Annotated in this window: 18 protein-coding genes and 1 riboswitch; of the genes, 9 read left to right on the plus strand and 9 right to left on the minus strand. The window is 72.8% G+C overall.

Features of this window, described 5'->3' with window-relative positions; genetic code table 11:
* Window positions 1-98: 98 nt before the first annotated feature.
* On the minus strand, window positions 99-689 hold the full coding sequence (locus EAD96_RS19615; protein ID WP_120568520.1) for an ECF transporter S component: 591 nt from the start codon (window positions 687-689) through the stop codon (window positions 99-101).
* 75 nt (window positions 690-764) lie between these two features.
* Window positions 765-871, minus strand: a riboswitch (TPP riboswitch).
* A gap of 76 nt (window positions 872-947) precedes the next feature.
* Between EAD96_RS19615 and EAD96_RS19620 the strand changes: the two genes are divergently transcribed.
* From EAD96_RS19620 to EAD96_RS19635, 4 genes are all read left to right on the plus strand, one after another.
* Window positions 948-1,784 carry an alpha/beta fold hydrolase gene (locus EAD96_RS19620; protein WP_199733237.1) on the plus strand — a complete coding sequence of 279 codons (837 nt, stop codon included), beginning with the start codon at window positions 948-950 and terminating at the stop codon, window positions 1,782-1,784.
* Complete coding sequence (locus EAD96_RS19625; RefSeq protein WP_121685348.1) at window positions 1,781-2,530, plus strand: sugar isomerase domain-containing protein; 750 nt, start codon at window positions 1,781-1,783, stop codon at window positions 2,528-2,530. Before EAD96_RS19620 ends, EAD96_RS19625 begins: the two co-directional genes overlap by 4 nt.
* Before the next feature lie 91 nt (window positions 2,531-2,621).
* Entirely contained in the window at window positions 2,622-3,122 is a 501-nt protein-coding gene (locus EAD96_RS19630) for a DUF6328 family protein (protein ID WP_121685349.1), read from the plus strand.
* A gap of 107 nt (window positions 3,123-3,229) precedes the next feature.
* Complete coding sequence (locus tag EAD96_RS19635) at window positions 3,230-5,203, plus strand: acyl-CoA dehydrogenase family protein (RefSeq protein ID WP_121685350.1); 1,974 nt, start codon at window positions 3,230-3,232, stop codon at window positions 5,201-5,203.
* A gap of 46 nt (window positions 5,204-5,249) precedes the next feature.
* On the opposite strand, the gene EAD96_RS31230 is transcribed toward EAD96_RS19635, so the two are convergent.
* The 7 genes from EAD96_RS31230 to EAD96_RS19665 all read right to left on the minus strand — a co-directional run bounded on the left by EAD96_RS31230 (window position 5,250) and on the right by EAD96_RS19665 (window position 9,363).
* Complete coding sequence (locus tag EAD96_RS31230) at window positions 5,250-5,417, minus strand: hypothetical protein (RefSeq protein WP_162959003.1); 168 nt, start codon at window positions 5,415-5,417, stop codon at window positions 5,250-5,252.
* A 9-nt stretch (window positions 5,418-5,426) separates the two neighbouring features.
* A complete protein-coding gene (locus EAD96_RS19640; protein ID WP_120568524.1) occupies window positions 5,427-6,032 on the minus strand; it encodes a hypothetical protein in 606 nt (201 codons plus the stop codon).
* 52 nt (window positions 6,033-6,084) lie between these two features.
* Window positions 6,085-6,387, minus strand: coding sequence for a metalloregulator ArsR/SmtB family transcription factor (locus EAD96_RS19645; protein ID WP_013287947.1), 303 nt, complete (start codon window positions 6,385-6,387; stop codon window positions 6,085-6,087).
* A 43-nt stretch (window positions 6,388-6,430) separates the two neighbouring features.
* Window positions 6,431-7,306, minus strand: coding sequence for a metal ABC transporter permease (locus EAD96_RS19650; RefSeq protein WP_121685351.1), 876 nt, complete (start codon window positions 7,304-7,306; stop codon window positions 6,431-6,433).
* Between the two features lies 1 nt (window position 7,307).
* Complete coding sequence (locus tag EAD96_RS19655) at window positions 7,308-8,072, minus strand: metal ABC transporter ATP-binding protein (protein WP_121685352.1); 765 nt, start codon at window positions 8,070-8,072, stop codon at window positions 7,308-7,310.
* Window positions 8,069-9,016, minus strand: coding sequence for a metal ABC transporter substrate-binding protein (locus EAD96_RS19660; protein ID WP_121685353.1), 948 nt, complete (start codon window positions 9,014-9,016; stop codon window positions 8,069-8,071). The genes EAD96_RS19655 and EAD96_RS19660 overlap by 4 nt, the downstream gene beginning before the upstream one ends.
* 83 nt (window positions 9,017-9,099) lie before the next feature.
* Window positions 9,100-9,363, minus strand: coding sequence for a DUF6703 family protein (locus tag EAD96_RS19665; protein WP_120568528.1), 264 nt, complete (start codon window positions 9,361-9,363; stop codon window positions 9,100-9,102).
* Between the two features lie 27 nt (window positions 9,364-9,390).
* On the opposite strand from EAD96_RS19665, the gene EAD96_RS19670 reads away from it, so the two are divergent.
* From EAD96_RS19670 to dusB, 5 genes are all read left to right on the plus strand, one after another.
* On the plus strand, window positions 9,391-9,732 hold the full coding sequence (locus tag EAD96_RS19670; protein WP_120568529.1) for an antibiotic biosynthesis monooxygenase: 342 nt from the start codon (window positions 9,391-9,393) through the stop codon (window positions 9,730-9,732).
* 94 nt (window positions 9,733-9,826) lie between these two features.
* Entirely contained in the window at window positions 9,827-10,300 is a 474-nt protein-coding gene (locus EAD96_RS19675; RefSeq protein WP_121685354.1) for a hypothetical protein, read from the plus strand.
* A 113-nt stretch (window positions 10,301-10,413) separates the two neighbouring features.
* Window positions 10,414-11,793 carry a glycine--tRNA ligase gene (locus tag EAD96_RS19680; RefSeq protein WP_120568531.1) on the plus strand — a complete coding sequence of 460 codons (1,380 nt, stop codon included), beginning with the start codon at window positions 10,414-10,416 and terminating at the stop codon, window positions 11,791-11,793.
* A gap of 156 nt (window positions 11,794-11,949) precedes the next feature.
* The gene (locus EAD96_RS19685) at window positions 11,950-13,374 is read left to right on the plus strand and encodes an MFS transporter (protein ID WP_121685355.1); all 1,425 of its coding nucleotides are present in this window, start codon (window positions 11,950-11,952) and stop codon (window positions 13,372-13,374) included.
* 37 nt (window positions 13,375-13,411) lie between these two features.
* Window positions 13,412-14,575 (plus strand): tRNA dihydrouridine synthase DusB, encoded by a 1,164-nt coding sequence (gene dusB / locus EAD96_RS19690; protein ID WP_121685356.1) that lies wholly within the window; start codon window positions 13,412-13,414, stop codon window positions 14,573-14,575.
* A 56-nt stretch (window positions 14,576-14,631) separates the two neighbouring features.
* Here the strand turns inward: dusB and EAD96_RS19695 are convergent, their stop codons facing one another.
* On the minus strand, window positions 14,632-15,279 hold the full coding sequence (locus tag EAD96_RS19695; protein ID WP_091421647.1) for a C39 family peptidase: 648 nt from the start codon (window positions 15,277-15,279) through the stop codon (window positions 14,632-14,634).
* Window positions 15,280-15,588 lie beyond the last annotated feature (309 nt).

Raw genomic sequence — 15,588 nt, forward strand, 5'->3', positions numbered from 1 at the left:
CCCTTTCCCGGCCCAGCCTGCGTGATCAAGGAGTTCGCGTCCGGAGAACCGTGCCCGGCGGACGCAAACTCCTTGATCACCGGGCGGGGGGTGAGGCCTCAGATCAAGGCTCGGTCGCGGCCGGCGGGGAAACGGTCCAGTACGCCGGTGTTCGCCAGCGCGCGGGTGAGGAACCACCCCCCGGCGCCGGCGATCACCGTGGCGCTCACGATGGTCAGCAGGGCGTAGGGCAGTCGGTAGTCGACCAGGTCGTATGCCTTGTTCCAGTAGACGAAGTCGAAGATCGCGGCGGTCAGGCCGGTCAGCGCGCCGGCCAGCAGGCCGATCGGCAGCCGGTACGCGCGGTAGCGGAACGCCGCGAAGGCCAGCTCGGCGCCGAGACCCTGCATGAGGCCCTGGACGATGACGATGCCGCCCCACTGGCTGCCCAGCAGCGCCGAGATGATCGCCGCCAGTAGCTCGCAGTAGAGCGAGGCGCCGGGCTTGCGGATGATCAGCCCGCCGAGCACGGCCGGCACCAGCCAGACGCCGTAGATGAGTGTCTGCGCGGGCGGGAAGAACGCGAAGGCGGCATCCGTGGCGCCCCAGAGCAGCCCCCAGGCCCAGAAGATGACGCCGAAGGCTACGGCGATGACCGAGGCGACGACGATGTCGACGGTACGCCAGCGGTTGCTGTCGGTACGGTTCATGGTTGGCTCCCAGTTCGTCGAGGTGAACCAGGAGAAGACGCACGCCGCGCCCGGTGGTCACCGGACGGCGACGCGGCTGGAGGTCGACCGAACTCCCTGCGCTGGCATTACCCAGATCAGGTTCGAGGGTCTGCGGGCACCGGCCCGCACTCTCAGCGCTGTGCGCTCCCCTGTCGGATGTGAAGTTGTCTCGTCGCAGACGCTAGCACCGACGACGGCCCCCGGCCCAGCAGGGCGAGTGTCGGTATGGTGGCGATCATGCTGGTGGATGCGCGGGGACTGACGTTCGAGGTACGCGCCGGCGGCCCCGAGGGCGGTGATCCCGTCCTGCTGCTGCACGGCTTCCCGCAGCACTCCGGCGAGTGGGACGCGGTGACGCCCGCCCTGCACGCGGCCGGGCTGCGCACGTACGCGCTCGACCAGCGCGGCTACTCGCCCGGCGCGCGTCCGGCGGACGTCGGGGCGTACCGGATTCCGGAGCTGGTGGCCGACGCGGCGGCGGTGCTGGACGCGCTCGGGGTGACCCGCGCGCACGTGGTGGGCCACGACTGGGGCGCGATCGTGGCGTGGGGCCTGGCGGCGGCGCACCCGGAGCGGGTCCGGACGTTGACCGCGGTGTCGGTGCCGCACCCGGCCGCCATGGGCCACGCGCTCGCCACCGACCCACGGCAGAAGGTCAAGTCCGCCTACATCGCGTTGTTCCGCAAGCCCGGTACGGCGGAGAAGGTGCTGCTGGCGTGGAACGGCGCCACGCTGCGCAAGCTGCTGAGCGGGGTGGGCGGCGCCAGCGAGGTGGCCCGGTACGCCGAGCCTATGCGCGAGCCGGGGGCGTTGACGGCGGCGCTGAACTGGTACCGCGCGATGACCGGGACGGACATGAAGGCGGTCGCCCCGGTCGGGGTGCCCACCACGTTCGTCTGGAGCGACAAGGACGTGGCGATCGGCCGGACGGCCGCGCAGGCGTGCGCCGCGCACGTCACGGGTGACTACCGGTTCGTGGTGCTGCCCGGGGTCAGTCACTGGATCCCGGACGAGGCGCCCGGCCCGCTGGCCGAGGCGATCCTCGCCCGGTGCGCAGGAACGGAGGAAGTATGACGGTGAGCGCCGACGCGTACCTGGCGGTGGTGACCGAGACGATCGGCCGGGTCGCGGCCGAGCAGCGACAGAACGTGGCCGACGCGGCCGACCTGATCGCGGCGGCGCTGCGGGCCGACGGCGTGGTGCACGCGTTCGGCACCGGGCACTCCGAGGCGCTGGCCATGGAGATCGCCGGGCGGGCCGGCGGGCTGGTGCCCACCAACCGGATCGCGCTGCGTGACCTGGTGCTGGTCGGCGGCGACCCGGCCGACGTGCTCGGCCCGAAGCTGGAACGCGACCCGGCGGTGGCGCACCGCCTCTACGAGCTGGCGCCGATCCGGCCGCAGGACGTGTTCGTGCTGGCCTCGAACTCGGGCGTGAACGGGGCGATGGTCGAGTTCGCGTCCGTCGTGAAGGAACGCGGGCACGGCCTGGTGGCGATCACCTCGGCGCAGCACTCGGCCCGGATGACGTCGCGGCACCCGTCCGGCCGCAAGCTCGCCGACTTCGCCGACGTGGTGCTGGACAACGGCGCCCCGTACGGCGACGCCACGCTGCCGCTGCCCGGCGGCGGCGCGGTCGGCGCGGTCTCCTCGATCACGGCGGCGCTGCTCGCCCAGCAGATCGTCGCCGAGGTGGTGGCCCGGCTGGTCGCGGCGGGGCAGCGCCCGCCGGTCTACCTGTCCGCGAACATCACCGGCGGCGACGAGCACAACGCCGAGCTGGAGGCACGGTACGCGGGCCGCATCCGCCGGGGATCCTGAACCGGTTTCGTGATCAGCCGTACGGGGCACAGGCGGTCCTGCCGGTGGGCGTTCACCCGCCGGCCGTGCCGTCTCCCGGGGAGGTCCGCGAGTGTCCAAGGAATCCGAGAAGCAGCGCTGGCAGCGCAACTTCGCCGATCTGTTGCAGGAGCTGCGGGTCGCGCAGACCGGCGTGCAGATCCTCTTCGCCTTCCTGCTGACGCTGCCGTTCAGCAACGGGTTCGGCCGGACCACCGAGTTCCAGCGCGACGTCTACATCCTGGCGCTGCTGACCGCCGCCGCGTCCGCCGCGATGATCATCTCTCCGGTCGCGTTCCACCGGGCGTTGTTCCGGCAGGGCCGCAAGCCGGAGCTGGTCCGGTTCGCCCACCGGATGGCCACCGGCGGCCTGTTCTTCATGCTGATCGCGATGGTCAGCTCGGTCCTGCTGGTCACCGACTTCGTGCTGGACCGGCCGATCGCGTTCCTGCTCAGCGCGCTCACCGGCCTGTGGTTCCTGATCTTCTGGGCGATCCTGCCGTTCAGCCGGCGCAACTGGGGTGACGACGACATCGACGACGAGGACGACAACCCTCAGTCGCTCACCGACTGACGGTTCGCCAAATCGGGCGTGCACGCGGCGCTACCCCTGGGTAACACCCGGGGGTAGCGTCGTTTTCGTCGCACGCGTCGACGCAGCCGGACCGCGAGGAGGCAGCCGTGACCACGACACAGAACAGCCGGCCCGAGTCACCCGACGGCGCGGGACCGCTGCCCACCGAGGCGGGCCAGGTCTCCGAGAAGGAGGCCCGCCAGGTCGCCGAGGCGGCCCGCGAGTCGGCCTGGGACCGGCCCAGCTTCGGCAAGGAGTTGTTCCTCGGCCGGTTCCGGCTCGACCTGATCGACCCGTGGCCCCGCCCCGACCCGGCCGAAGTGGCCCGCGCGGACGAGTTCCTCGGCGCGCTGCGCGCGTACCTGGCGTCCGACGTGGACGGCGAGGCGATCGAGCGGGACGCGCGCATCCCCGACGAGGTGTTCCACGGCCTGGCCGGGCTCGGCACGTTCGGCATGAAGATCGACCGGAGGTACGGCGGGCTCGGGCTGAGCAACCTGCACTACTGCCGGGCGCTGATGCTCGTCGGCTCGGTGAACCCGGCGGTCAGCGCGCTGCTCTCCGCGCACCAGTCGATCGGCGTGCCGCAGCCGCTGAAGATGTTCGGCACGCCCGAGCAGAAGGAACGGTTCCTGCCCCGGCTCGCCGCCGGTGAGGTCTCCGCGTTCCTGCTCACCGAGCCGGACGTCGGCTCCGACCCGGCCCGGCTCGCCACCACCGCCGAGCCGACGGCGGACGGCACCGGCTACCGGCTCAACGGGGTAAAGCTCTGGGCCACCAACGGCACGCTCGCCACGCTGCTGGTGGTGATGGCCCGGGTGCCGGCCGGTGCGGGGCGGCGCGGCGGCATCACCGCGTTCGTGGTGGAGGGCGACAGCGACGGCATCACCGTCGAGCGGCGCAATTCCTTCGTCGGGCTGCGCGGCCTGGAGAACAGCCTCACCCGGTTCCACGACGTGTTCGTGCCGAAGGAGAACGTGATCGGCGGCGAGGGCAAGGGCCTGAAGATCGCGCTGACCACGTTGAACACCGGCCGGCTCTCGCTGCCGGCCATGTGCGTCGGCGCCGGCAAGTGGGCGCTGAACGTGGCCCGGGAATGGGCGGCGGACCGGGTCCAGTGGGGCCGCCCGGTGGGCGAGCACGAGGCGGTGGCGAAGAAGCTGTCCTTCATCGCGGCCACCACGTACGGCATGGAGTCGATGCTCGACCTGTCCTGCATGCTCGCCGACGACGACCGCAACGACATCCGGATCGAGGCGGCACTGGTCAAGCTGTACGCCAGCGAGATGGCCTGGCGGATCGCCGACGAGCTGATCCAGATCCGCGGTGGCCGTGGCTACGAGACGGCCGACTCGCTGGCCGCCCGGGGGGAACGGCCGGCCGCCGTCGAGCAGCTCCTGCGCGACCTGCGGATCAACCGGATCTTCGAGGGCTCCACCGAGATCATGCACCTGCTGATCGCCCGCGAGGCGGTCGACGCGCACCTGTCCGTGGCGGGCGACATCATCGACCCCGACGCCGGGCTGGGCCGCAAGGCCAGGGCGGGCGCGCGGGCCGGCGCCTTCTACGCGAAATGGCTGCCCACGCTCGCCGTCGGCAAGGGGCAGACGCCCGGGGCGTACCAGGAGTTCGGACCGCTGGCCGGGCACCTGCGCCACGTCGAGCGGACCTCCCGCAAGCTGGCCCGGTCGACGTTCTACGCGATGTCCCGGTGGCAGGGGAAGATGGAACGCAAGCAGGCGTTCCTCGGCCGGGTGGTGGACATCGGCGCCGAGCTGTTCGCGATGAGCGCGGTCTGCGTCCGGGCCTACGCCGAGCGGGACGCGCACCCGGAGAACGTCGAGCTGGCCGACCTGTTCTGCCGGCAGGCGCGGCTGCGTGTCGACGAGCTGTTCACCGGCCTGTGGTCGAACACCGACTCGGTCGACGTGGCCGCCGCCAAGCGGATCGTCGCCGGCCGGTACGCCTCGGTGGAGGACGGCGTCGTCACCCCGCCCGCCGACCTGCCGTGGGTGGCCCGCTGGGAACCGGGGCCGTCCACCGAGCAGGACGTCCGCCGTCGCATCCCGCCCGCCGGCTGACCGGAGCGCCCCGGCGGCCGTCCCGTCCGGACGGCCGCCGCGGCGGTCAGCGCGCGATCGCCCAGGCCAGGATGCCGGCCAGGATCAGGCCGTTGAGCCCGGCCAGCACCAGGTACGCCGACGGCGGAATCTTGCGGCCCTTGCGGACGAAACTCACCAGCACGCCCGCGTACGCCAGCAGCAGCACGGCGACGACGATCAGGAAGTACAGCACCGGCACACCTTACCGGCCGCCGCGCAGCCCCAGTTCGCGCAGCTCCAGCGCGGCGAGCGCGTCGACTGTCGCGTCGTCGCCGCGCCGCCACGCCTCGGCGACGTCGGGCGCGATCCGGGTCAGCTTCGACAGCGGCTGACCGGCCAGCGCGCGCAGCGCCAGCAGGTCCCGCCCGGCCGGTGCGCCGGCCAGGGCCTTCGCCGCGCCCGCCCGGCGCATCCAGCGCAGGCGCAGCGGCAGCCAGCCGAACAACACCAGGCCGAGCGGGAACACCAGCACCGCGACGGTCAGCGCGAGCGCGAGCTGCCCGACCAGCTCCTGCTGGTCGCGGCCCGCCTCGGCGACCGAGCGGGCGGCCTCGGCGGCGCGGGTGAACGGCGCGGTCAGCTCGTCGCCGACGATCGGCACCCGGCCGACCTTGCCGCCGGCGTCGGCCAGGTTGTCGGCGAGTCCACCACCGGCCCCCTCCAGCTTCTGCCCGGGTACGGCGAGCTTCTCGACCAGGTCGTGCAGCCACAGCGCGAAGCGGATCGCGGCGTACACCCAGACGACCACGAGCAGGTCGGTGAGGAACTGGCGGACGGCGGTGGGAAAACGGTCGGCGTAGATCTTCACGCCGGACAGCGTCCCACGGCGCGGGCGCGTCGGCACCTGGCCGATTTCCCGCTCAGTGCGACCCTTCGCCGGCGTGACTGACGGCGTCCGCCACGATGTGCGCGACGTGGTCGTCGACCAGGGCGTACGCGATCTCCCGGCCGCGCCGCGACCCGCGCACCACGCCGGCGCCCCGCAGCACCCGCAGGTGCTGGGAGACCAGCGGCTGAGGCGCGCCGAGCTTCTCGACCAGCTCGTGCACGCAGCGTTCGCCCTCGGCCAGCTCGCTCACGATCGCGAGCCGGATCGGGGCCGAGAGCGCGCGCAGCAGGTCACCCGCACCCTCGAAGGCGTCGTACCCGTTCGTGCCGGTCACCCTGTAACGGTAACCAATCCCAGCTGCGGCGGCGGGTAGGGCCTCACCGCAGCAGCACCTCGTGCTCGGCCGGCTCGGACGGCGGTGCGACCCGGTCGGCCCGTACCCGCCGCCGCAGCGCCCGCACACCGGCTGCCGCCAGCGCGACCAGCAGGAACGAGCCGATCGCCACGAGCACCACCGACGCGCCGGGCGCGGTGTCGGCGGTGGCCGCCACCCACACCCCGGCTCCGGCGGCGAACAGTCCCAGCGCCATGGCCGCCGTCATGGTCGACCGGAAGCCCCGGGTCACCTGCTGCGCGGTGGCGACCGGCACCACCATCAGCGCGCTGATCAGCAGCACCCCGACCGCCCGCATGGCGATGGTCACGGTGACCGCGGTGCCGACCGCGATGAGCAGGTTCAGCGCCCGTACCGGCAGGCCGGACACCCGGGCGTACTCCTCGTCGTGGCACACCGCGAACAGCGCCGGGCGCAGCACCAGCATGGTCACCAGCAGCACCACGCCGAGCACGCCGATGGTGATCAGGTCGGTCCGGGAGGTGGTGGTCAGCGACCCGAACAGGTACGCGTTGAGCGACCCGCTGCTGGCGTCGGAGAGCCCGACCAGCATCACGCCACCGGCGATGCCGCCGTAGAACAGCAACGCCAGCGCCAGGTCACCGGAGGTGCGCCCGTACGCGCGGACCAGCTCGATCACCACCGCGCCGAGCGTCGCGGCGATCACCGCCACCAGCACGGGGGAGCGGTTGAGCAGCAGTCCCGCGCCGACGCCGGTGAGCGCCACGTGCCCGAGCCCGTCGCCGATCAGCGCCAGCCGGCGCTGCACCAGGTAGATGCCGAGCGCCGGGGCGGCCAGCCCGATGATCAGCGCGCCGACCAGGGCGCGGAGCATGAAGTCGTACTGGAAGAGATCCATCTCAGATGCCTGTCCAGAGCCGGGCGGGCTCCTCGTCGCAGTGCGGGTGCACGTGCTCGTGGTCCGGGTCGGCGTGGTGGCCGGCCGGTTCGGGCACCGCGCCGTCGTGGGCGATCCCGCCCTGGTGCACCACCACTGCCCGGCTGATCAGCGGGCGCAGCGGGCCCAGCTCGTGCGCGACGAGCAGCACGGTGCCCCCGCCGTCGCGGAACGTGCGCAGCGCCCCGGCGAACGCCTCCTGGCTCGCCGCGTCCACCCCGGCGGTCGGCTCGTCGAGCACCAGCAGCTCCGGCCCGCCGGCGAGCGCGCGGGCGATCAGGGTGCGCTGCTGCTGGCCGCCGGAGAGCGTGGACACCGGGTCACCGGCCCGGTCGGCGAGCCCGACCGCCTCCAGCGCCGCCGCCACCGCCTCCCGGTCCGCCCGCCCCGCGGGCCGCAGCACGCCCCGGCGGGCCAGCCGCCCGGACGCCACCACCTCGCGCACGGTCGCGGGCACTCCGCTGCCCGCGCCGAGCCGCTGCGGCACGTACCCGATGCGGTGCCACTGCCGGAAGCGGCGCTGCGGCGTGCCGAACAGGGCGACCGACCCGGCGCCGACCGGCACCAGGCCGAGCGCGGCGCGCACGAGCGTCGACTTGCCGGAGCCGTTGGCGCCGAGCACGGCGACCACCTCTGAGGCGGTCACTGTCAACGAGACGTCACGCAGCACCGGGCGGCCGTCGTAGCCGACCGTGGCGTGCGCGATCTCGATCACGGGTGGGGTCATGAACAGTCCAGAGCGGTTCGCAGGGTCTGCAGGTTGGTGCGCATCGCGGAGAGGTAGTCGCCGTCGGCGGGCGGGCCCTCCAGCGGGTCCAGGACCGCCGTCTTCGCCCCGACCTCACGCGCGATGGTCTCGGCGACCTTCGGGCTGACCAGCGTCTCGAAGAAGATCGTGCCGGCCTGGTGCTCCCGGGCCTCCTCGGCGACCTCGGCGAGGCGCTTCGGGGACGGCTCGGACTCCGGGGTGAGCCCGCTGATGCCGATCTGCTCCAGCCGGTAGCGCTCGGTCAGGTAGCCGAACGCGGTGTGACTGGTCACGATCTCCCGGCGCTGGCAGGTGCGCAGGCCGTCGGCGTACTCGGTGTCGAGCTTCGTCAGCTCGGAGCGCAGCGCGCCGGCGCGGGCGGTGTAGTCGGCGGCGTGGTCCGGGTCGGCCTTGCCGAGCCGCTCGGCGAGCTTGTCGCCGATGGTGGCCAGCCGGGTCGGGTCGAGCCAGACGTGCGGGTCCTTGCCGCCGCCCTCCTCGGCGTGCCCGGCCTCGCCCTCGTGGTCGTGGTCGTGGCCACCGGCGGCGGCGTCCAGCAGCGGCGTCACGCCCGCCACGTCGAACGCGCGGTCGCCGCCGTTCTGCTCCACCGCCTCGTCCACCGCCGGCTGGAAGCCGCTGAGGTAGACGACCACGTCGGCGTCGACGACCTGGCCGACCTGCCGCGGGTTGAGTTCCAGGTCGTGCGGCTCGGCGCCCGGCTTGGTGAGGTTGCTGACCGCGACCGTGTCGCCGCCGATCCGCTCGGCCAGGAACTGGAGCGGGTAGAACGCGGCCACCACGTCGACCCTGCCCGGCTCGCTCGCGCCGCCTGTGCCGTCCGCGCAGGCGGTCAGGCCGGCGGTGGCGAGCAGGGCGGTGGCTGCGGCGGTCAGGATGCGGCGCGGTGCACGAACGGTCATGGGCTCAACTGTCCGCGACAACGAAAACTATTGTCAAAAACGCATGATTGCATGTCAGCGCAGGTCAGCTCGGCTTCGTCAGGTCAGCCGACCATGAGCTTCGCCAGCGCCACCGCGATCAACAAGGTCAACATCACCAGCCGGAGCATCCGGGTCGCCGGGGCCTGCACCGGCCAGGTGACCGACATCAGCCAGACCAGCCCGCCGGCCAGCACGAGCAGCAGGACGCCGCCCGCCGGGCCGGGCGCGAACAGGCCGACAAGCACCAGGGCCAGCGCGGCCAGGAACACCGCCGTCGGGTTGAGCCGTGCCAACCGGGACAGCACGGGACTCTGCGTACGCTGCATGCCACAAACTCTACGAGGAGGAACGCCGTGCTGGTCACCAACCGGTTCGTGGTGGAAGCCGAAACGGTGGACGAGTTCACCCGTGCGGCGCACGCCGCGCTGACCGCGCTCGCCGCCCGCCCCGGCTACCTGCGCGGTGAACTGCTGCGGGCGCTCGACGATCCGGACCACTGGCTCCTGGTCACCGAGTGGGAGTCGGTCGGTGCGTACCGGCGGGCGCTCGGCGGATTCGACGTCAAGGTCACCGCCGTGCCGCTGCTCGCCCGATCGGTGGACGAGCCGTCGGCGTACGAGACGCTCGCCGGCGCCGCCCCCGAGGGGGAGATCGTCGTCGTCGCCAGCGATCGTGCCGCACGTCCGTACCGCTGAGTGCCGGGGCACTACCCTGGCGCGTATGACCGCTCCCGGACCGGCCGCGCCACCCCCGCCATCCGTTCCGCCCGCGCTGCCGGCGGACCCCGGGGTGCCCGCGCCGCCGCAGGGGCCCGGCGCCGCGCCGCCGTTCGCCGCCCCGCCCACCGAGGGCGGGCGGACCCGGCTCTGGCTCGGCCTCGGCGCGGGCGCGCTCGCCGTGCTGATCTGCTGCGGCGGGGGCGGCGCGGCGGTGGTGGGTCTGGCGGTGAGCAACGCCCAGGCGATCGGCGAGCAGGGCCGGGCGGTCACGAACGACTACTACCAGGCGCTCGTGGCGCGGGAGTGGTCCAAGGCGTACGACACGCTCTGCGACGACATCCGCCGACGCGAGCCCCGGCGGGAGTTCGAGCGGCGGGTGGCCACCGAGCCGCAGATCTCCGGCTACCGGGTGGGCGAGGTCGACCTCACCACGCTCACCGTGCCGGTGGACGTCACGCTGGCCGGCGGCCGGCGGGAGGCGCAGACCGTGACGCTGGCGGCGGACCAGCAGACGGGCGGCGTGGAGGTCTGCGGGGTGAGCTGACCGGCCCCCGGTATTCTGCTGGGCTCGGGACGGACACGGTCGTACCGTTGTCCCGAACAGCCCGGTTCCATCCATCTCAACCGCGCCGACCGCCAGCCGGCGTAGGAGGAAACATGCCAGCCGACCGTATCGACGCCGTCACCAGCCTCGCCAAGCGCCGGGGTTTCGTCTTTCCCTCCAGCGAGATCTACGGGGGCACCCGGTCGGCGTGGGACTACGGTCCGCTCGGCGTCGAGCTGAAGGAGAACGTCCGCCGGCAGTGGTGGCGGACCATGGTGCAGCAGCGCGACGACGTCGTCGGCCTCGACTCGGCGGTCATCCTGGCCCGCAAGGTCTGGGAGGCCAGCGGCCACATCGCCGAGTTCGTCGACCCGCTGACCGAGTGCCAGTCCTGCCACAAGCGGTTCCGGGCCGACCACCTGGAAGAGGCGTACGAGGCCAAGCACGGCAAGCCGCTGACCTCGCTGACGGAGCTGAACTGCCCCAACTGCGGCAACAAGGGCACCTTCACCGAGCCGAAGATGTTCAACGGCCTGATGAAGACCTACCTGGGCCCGGTGGAGAGCGACGAGGGCATGCACTACCTGCGCCCGGAGACCGCCCAGGGCATCTTCGTCAACTACAAGAACGTGGAGACGGTCGCCCGCAAGAAGCCGCCGTTCGGCATCGCGCAGACCGGCAAGTCGTTCCGCAACGAGATCACCCCGGGCAACTTCATCTTCCGGACCCGCGAGTTCGAGCAGATGGAGATGGAGTTCTTCGTCGAGCCGGGCACCGACGAGCAGTGGCACGAGTACTGGCTCTCCGAGCGCTGGAACTGGTACCTCGACCTGGGCCTGTCCGAGGAGAACCTGCGCTTCTACGAGCACCCCAAGGAGAAGCTCTCCCACTACTCGAAGCGCACCGTCGACATCGAGTACCGGTTCCAGTTCGGCGGCACCGACTTCGCCGAGCTGGAGGGCATCGCCAACCGCACCGACTTCGACCTGTCCACGCACAGCAAGCACTCCGGCGTCGACCTGTCGTACTTCGACCAGGGCAAGGGCGAGCGCTGGATCCCGTACGTGATCGAGCCGGCCGCCGGCCTCACTCGCGCGGTGCTGGCGTTCCTGCTGGAGGCGTACGACGAGGACGAGGCGCCGAACACCAAGGGCGGCGTGGACAAGCGCACCGTCATGCGCTTCGACCCGCGGCTGGCCCCGGTCAAGGTCGCGGTGCTGCCGCTGTCGCGCAACGAGGCGCTGTCGCCGAAGGCCAAGCAACTCGCCGCCGACCTGCGCAAGCGCTGGGTGGTCGAGTTCGACGACTCGCAGGCGATCGGCCGCCGCTACCGCCGGCAGGACGAGATCGGCACGCCGTTCTGCGTCACTGTCGACTTCGACACGCTCGACGACAACGCGGTCACGGTCCGGAACCGGGACACCATGGCCCAGGAGCGCGTCTCCCTGGACCAGGTCGAGCGCTACCTGATCGAGCGCCTGCCCGGCTGCTGACGTCTCACCGAGAAGGGCGCCGTCGCCGACGGCGCCCTTCTTCGCGTCTCCCGGACCGGACGACAGGTCGACGTGTCTGAATCCCGCGAGCCCGTTGTCGTTAGCCGGCGGGAGCGCCGGGTAGCAGATCCCTCACCGGCAGCGGAGGGGGGCGAGATGCGGCAGGCGACCACCGGACCGTCCGCCACCCCGGCGCCCGCGGTGGTGGCGCATCGATGGCCCACCGCGCTGGTCCTGGCCAGCGCCATGTTCCTGGTGCTGTTCGACAGCCTTGCGGTGGCCACCGCGCTGCCGCGCATCGGTGCCGAGTTCCGCCTCGGCCCGGGCCGCCTCCAGTGGGTCGTGACGCTGTACTCGCTGAGCATCGGCGGCCTGCTGCTGCTCGGGGGCCGGCTCTGCGACCTGTGGGGGCGACGCCGGCTGATCGTCGTCAGCCTCGCCCTGGCCACTCTCGGCTCGGCCCTGGCCGGGCTGGCGACCGCGCTGCTCCCGCTGCTGCTCGGCCGGGTGCTCCAGGGCGCCGGAGCGGCCCTCGCCATCCCGGCGACACTGGCGTCGGCGGCCACGTTCTTCCCGGACGAGCCGTGGCGCAGCCGGGTGTTCGCGGTGGTCGCCGCCGCCGCGAACACGGCCGGTCTGGCCGGGGCGATCGTCGGCGGCCTGATCACCTCGCACCTGGGTTGGCGCTGGGTCTTCCTGGCCACCGTGCCGGTCGGACTGGTGGCGATGGTGGCGGCCCGGGTGCTGCTGCCGGCGAGCCGGCCCGAACCGGGCGGCCGGCAGCGGCTGGACCTCGCCGGGGCGGTCCTCGCCACCGGCATGCTGCTCGCGCTGATCTTCGGCGCGAACCGGATCGCCGAGTCGGGTCCGGACCCGCTCGCGCTCGGTGCGGTCGCCGCCTCCGGAGTGCTGCTGTTCCTGCTGGTGCGCGTCGAGCGGCGGGTGGCCGACCCGCTGGTCCGGCCGGCCCTGCTCCGGTCGCGCCCGCTGGTCGCCGGCTGCCTCGCCTTCGCCGCCCACTCGGCCGCGTACGCGGTGGTGGTGGTCGTGGGCAGTCTCTACCTCCAGGAGGTCCACGGCCTGTCCCCGGCGGGCGCCGGGCTGGTGCTGGCCCCGGTGCTGCTCGGCGCGCTGGTCAGCGCCGCTCCGGCGGGCGCGCTGATCCGCCGGTTCGGCGCGCGGCGGGTCGTCGCGGTGGCGCTGGCCCTGTGCGCGGTCACGCTCGCGCTGGTGGCGGTCAGTGCGGGCGGCCCGCTGATCCTCGTGACGACGATCCTGGTCGCCTGGGGGCTCAGCGCCGGTCCGATCTACGTCGGGCTGACCCGGGTGTGTGTCGGTGACGCGCCGCCTGGCGACCAGGGAACGGCCTCGGCGGTGTTCGAGTCGACCACCCACGTGGCCGGGGCCATCTCCGTGGCGGTCTTCCTCACGTTGCTCGCCGCCGGGGTCGGCTACGGCGTCGTGCAGTTCGTCGGCGCCGTGGCGGGCGGGCTGGGCGTCCTCGCGCTGCTGCTGATCATGCCGGCGGGGGAGCCCGGGACCGCGCCGAAGCCCGCGCCGCAGCGGGTGGACGCCCGGTAGGCGTCGATACCCGAGAACGCCTCCCTACACTGGTCAGGTGACTGCCCCGACCCTGCCCGCGTTGACCATCGGCCCGCACCGGGTGTGGCCGCCGGTGGTGCTCGCGCCGATGGCCGGGATCACCAACGTCGGCTTCCGCCGGCTCTGCCGCGAGCAGGGCGGCGGCATCTACGTCTGCGAGATGATCACCACCCGGGCGCTCGTCGAGCGGAACCCGAAGACGCTGCGCATGATCGCCTTCGGCGCCGAGGAGCAGCCCCGCAGCCTCCAGCTCTACGGCACCGACCCGGAGATCACCGCCGCCGCCGTACGGATCGTGGTCGAGCGCGACCTGGCCGACCACATCGACCTCAACTTCGGCTGCCCGGTGCCCAAGGTGACCCGCAAGGGCGGCGGCTCGGCCCTGCCGTGGCGCCGCCGGCTGTTCGCCCGGCTGGTCAAGGCCGCCGTCGACGCCGCGTCACCCGCCGGGGTGCCGGTCACCGTCAAGATGCGCAAGGGCATCGACGACGACCACCTGACGTACGTCGAGGCGGGGCTGGCGGCACAGGACGCGGGCGTCGCGGCGGTCGCCCTGCACGGGCGTACGGCCGCGCAGCGCTACTCCGGCACCGCCGACTGGGACGCGATCGCCACGCTCAAGGCCGCGCTCGACGTGCCGGTGCTCGGCAACGGCGACATCTGGGAGGCCGACGACGCGCTGCGGATGGTCGCGCACACCGGCGTCGACGGCGTGGTGATCGGGCGCGGCTGCCTGGGCCGGCCGTGGCTGTTCGCCGACCTGGAGGCCGCGTTCAACGGGAGCCCCGCGCGGCGGCTGCCCAGCCTCGGCGAGGTCGCGATGACCATGCGCCGGCACGCCGAGCTGCTGGTGGAGCAGTTCGTGGCCGGCGCGCGCAACCCGGCCCGGGGCGAGCGGGACGGCTGCACCGACTTCCGCAAGCACGTCGCCTGGTACCTGAAGGGCTTCCCGATCGGCAGCGAGCTGCGCCGCTCGCTCGCCATGATCGAGAGCCTGGCCCAGCTCGACGACCTGCTCGGCAAGCTCGACCCGGCCGTACCGTTCCCGGTGGAGAACCTCGGCCAGCCGCGTGGCCGCACCAACTCCCCGGGCAAGGTCTTCCTGCCCGACGGCTGGCTGGCCAGCCGCGACGACGACACCCCGCCGGACGGCGCGGAGCTGGACGACTCCGGCGGCTGAGAGACGCCGAAGGGCCCGACCCCGTTCGGGGTCGGGCCCTTCGCTGTGCCGATGTGTCAGGAGCTGTAGCCGCGGCTGGCGATCCAGTGCGCCAGGGCGTCCACGTCCATCCGGTACGAGGCCTGGTCCGGGTTCGCCGAGTCGGCGATCGTCACGACCTTGCCGCCGTCGCGGTAGCCGACCACGCTGATGTAGTGGCCACCCTCGAACGAGTGGGTGTTGCCGTCGGTGTCGGTCGCAGTGCCGGCGATGTTCGCCACCACGGCCCGGCCGTCGTCCACCGTGCGCACCACGTCGGCGCGCAGCTTCTCAACCTTCTCACCGGCCTTGTCCACCGGGATCTCGGTCGACTTGTAGACGTCCTTGCCGGTCTCCTTGTTCAGCACCGGGGTGATGTCGTTGATGGAGTTGGTGCCGTCCTCGGTGGTGCCCATCTCCTCGGCCATGGCGTGCACGTCGATGTTCTTGCCCTGCACGCTCAGCGCGTTACGGGCCGCGGCCGGGCCACAGAAGTAGAAGTTCGGCTGCGCCTCGTAGCGCACGCCCAGCTCACGCTCGCCGTGCTTGCGGTCGTTGGTGACGACCTGGGCGGCGCGCTCGGCCGGGGTGGCCTGGGCGGCGATGGCGGGGCCGGCGATGCCACCAGCGGTGGCGGCGATACCGGCGACGGTCAGAGCGGTCTTGCGCAGCAGAGTGGTAGCCATGATCAGTTGCCTCTCTGTCGGGGGTACGCGGCGATGGGGGATGCCGCGAAGAAAGATCAGGTGGCCCGGTACGTGCGTCGGGCCGGCGGCTCGCCCGGGCGGCCAGGGGGTTGGCCTGCTCCGGCGGCTCGGGGATGTAACGACCGGGGGTCCGGGGTCATTCCCGGGGGCGCTGCCCGGCGGTGGGGCCGGATCGGCAGGCGCTGTCGGCCTGCTTGGCGGCTCCGGGGATGTAACGACCGGCGTCCCGGCCTGATTCCCGGCCCGTCGGGCGGGCGGTCGGCGGGTGCGGCGCGGTCTGCCATGTAC

It is taken from the genome of Micromonospora sp. BL1 (genome assembly GCF_003667485.1).
Lineage (GTDB): Bacteria > Actinomycetota > Actinomycetes > Mycobacteriales > Micromonosporaceae > Micromonospora > Micromonospora tulbaghiae.

What these genes read in the sequence shown, in the direction of transcription:
- EAD96_RS19660 (WP_121685353.1), bottom strand. Translation starts at nt 9,016, where the DNA reads ATGACCGTTCGTGCACCGCGCCGCATCCTGACCGCCGCAGCCACCGCC.
- EAD96_RS19695 (WP_091421647.1), bottom strand. Translation starts at nt 15,279, where the DNA reads ATGGCTACCACTCTGCTGCGCAAGACCGCTCTGACCGTCGCCGGTATC.
- EAD96_RS19620 (WP_199733237.1), top strand. Translation starts at nt 948, where the DNA reads ATGCTGGTGGATGCGCGGGGACTGACGTTCGAGGTACGCGCCGGCGGC.
- EAD96_RS19680 (WP_120568531.1), top strand. Translation starts at nt 10,414, where the DNA reads ATGCCAGCCGACCGTATCGACGCCGTCACCAGCCTCGCCAAGCGCCGG.
- EAD96_RS19615 (WP_120568520.1), bottom strand. Translation starts at nt 689, where the DNA reads ATGAACCGTACCGACAGCAACCGCTGGCGTACCGTCGACATCGTCGTC.
- EAD96_RS19625 (WP_121685348.1), top strand. Translation starts at nt 1,781, where the DNA reads ATGACGGTGAGCGCCGACGCGTACCTGGCGGTGGTGACCGAGACGATC.
- EAD96_RS19685 (WP_121685355.1), top strand. Translation starts at nt 11,950, where the DNA reads ATGCGGCAGGCGACCACCGGACCGTCCGCCACCCCGGCGCCCGCGGTG.
- EAD96_RS19665 (WP_120568528.1), bottom strand. Translation starts at nt 9,363, where the DNA reads ATGCAGCGTACGCAGAGTCCCGTGCTGTCCCGGTTGGCACGGCTCAAC.
- EAD96_RS19650 (WP_121685351.1), bottom strand. Translation starts at nt 7,306, where the DNA reads ATGGATCTCTTCCAGTACGACTTCATGCTCCGCGCCCTGGTCGGCGCG.
- EAD96_RS19655 (WP_121685352.1), bottom strand. Translation starts at nt 8,072, where the DNA reads ATGACCCCACCCGTGATCGAGATCGCGCACGCCACGGTCGGCTACGAC.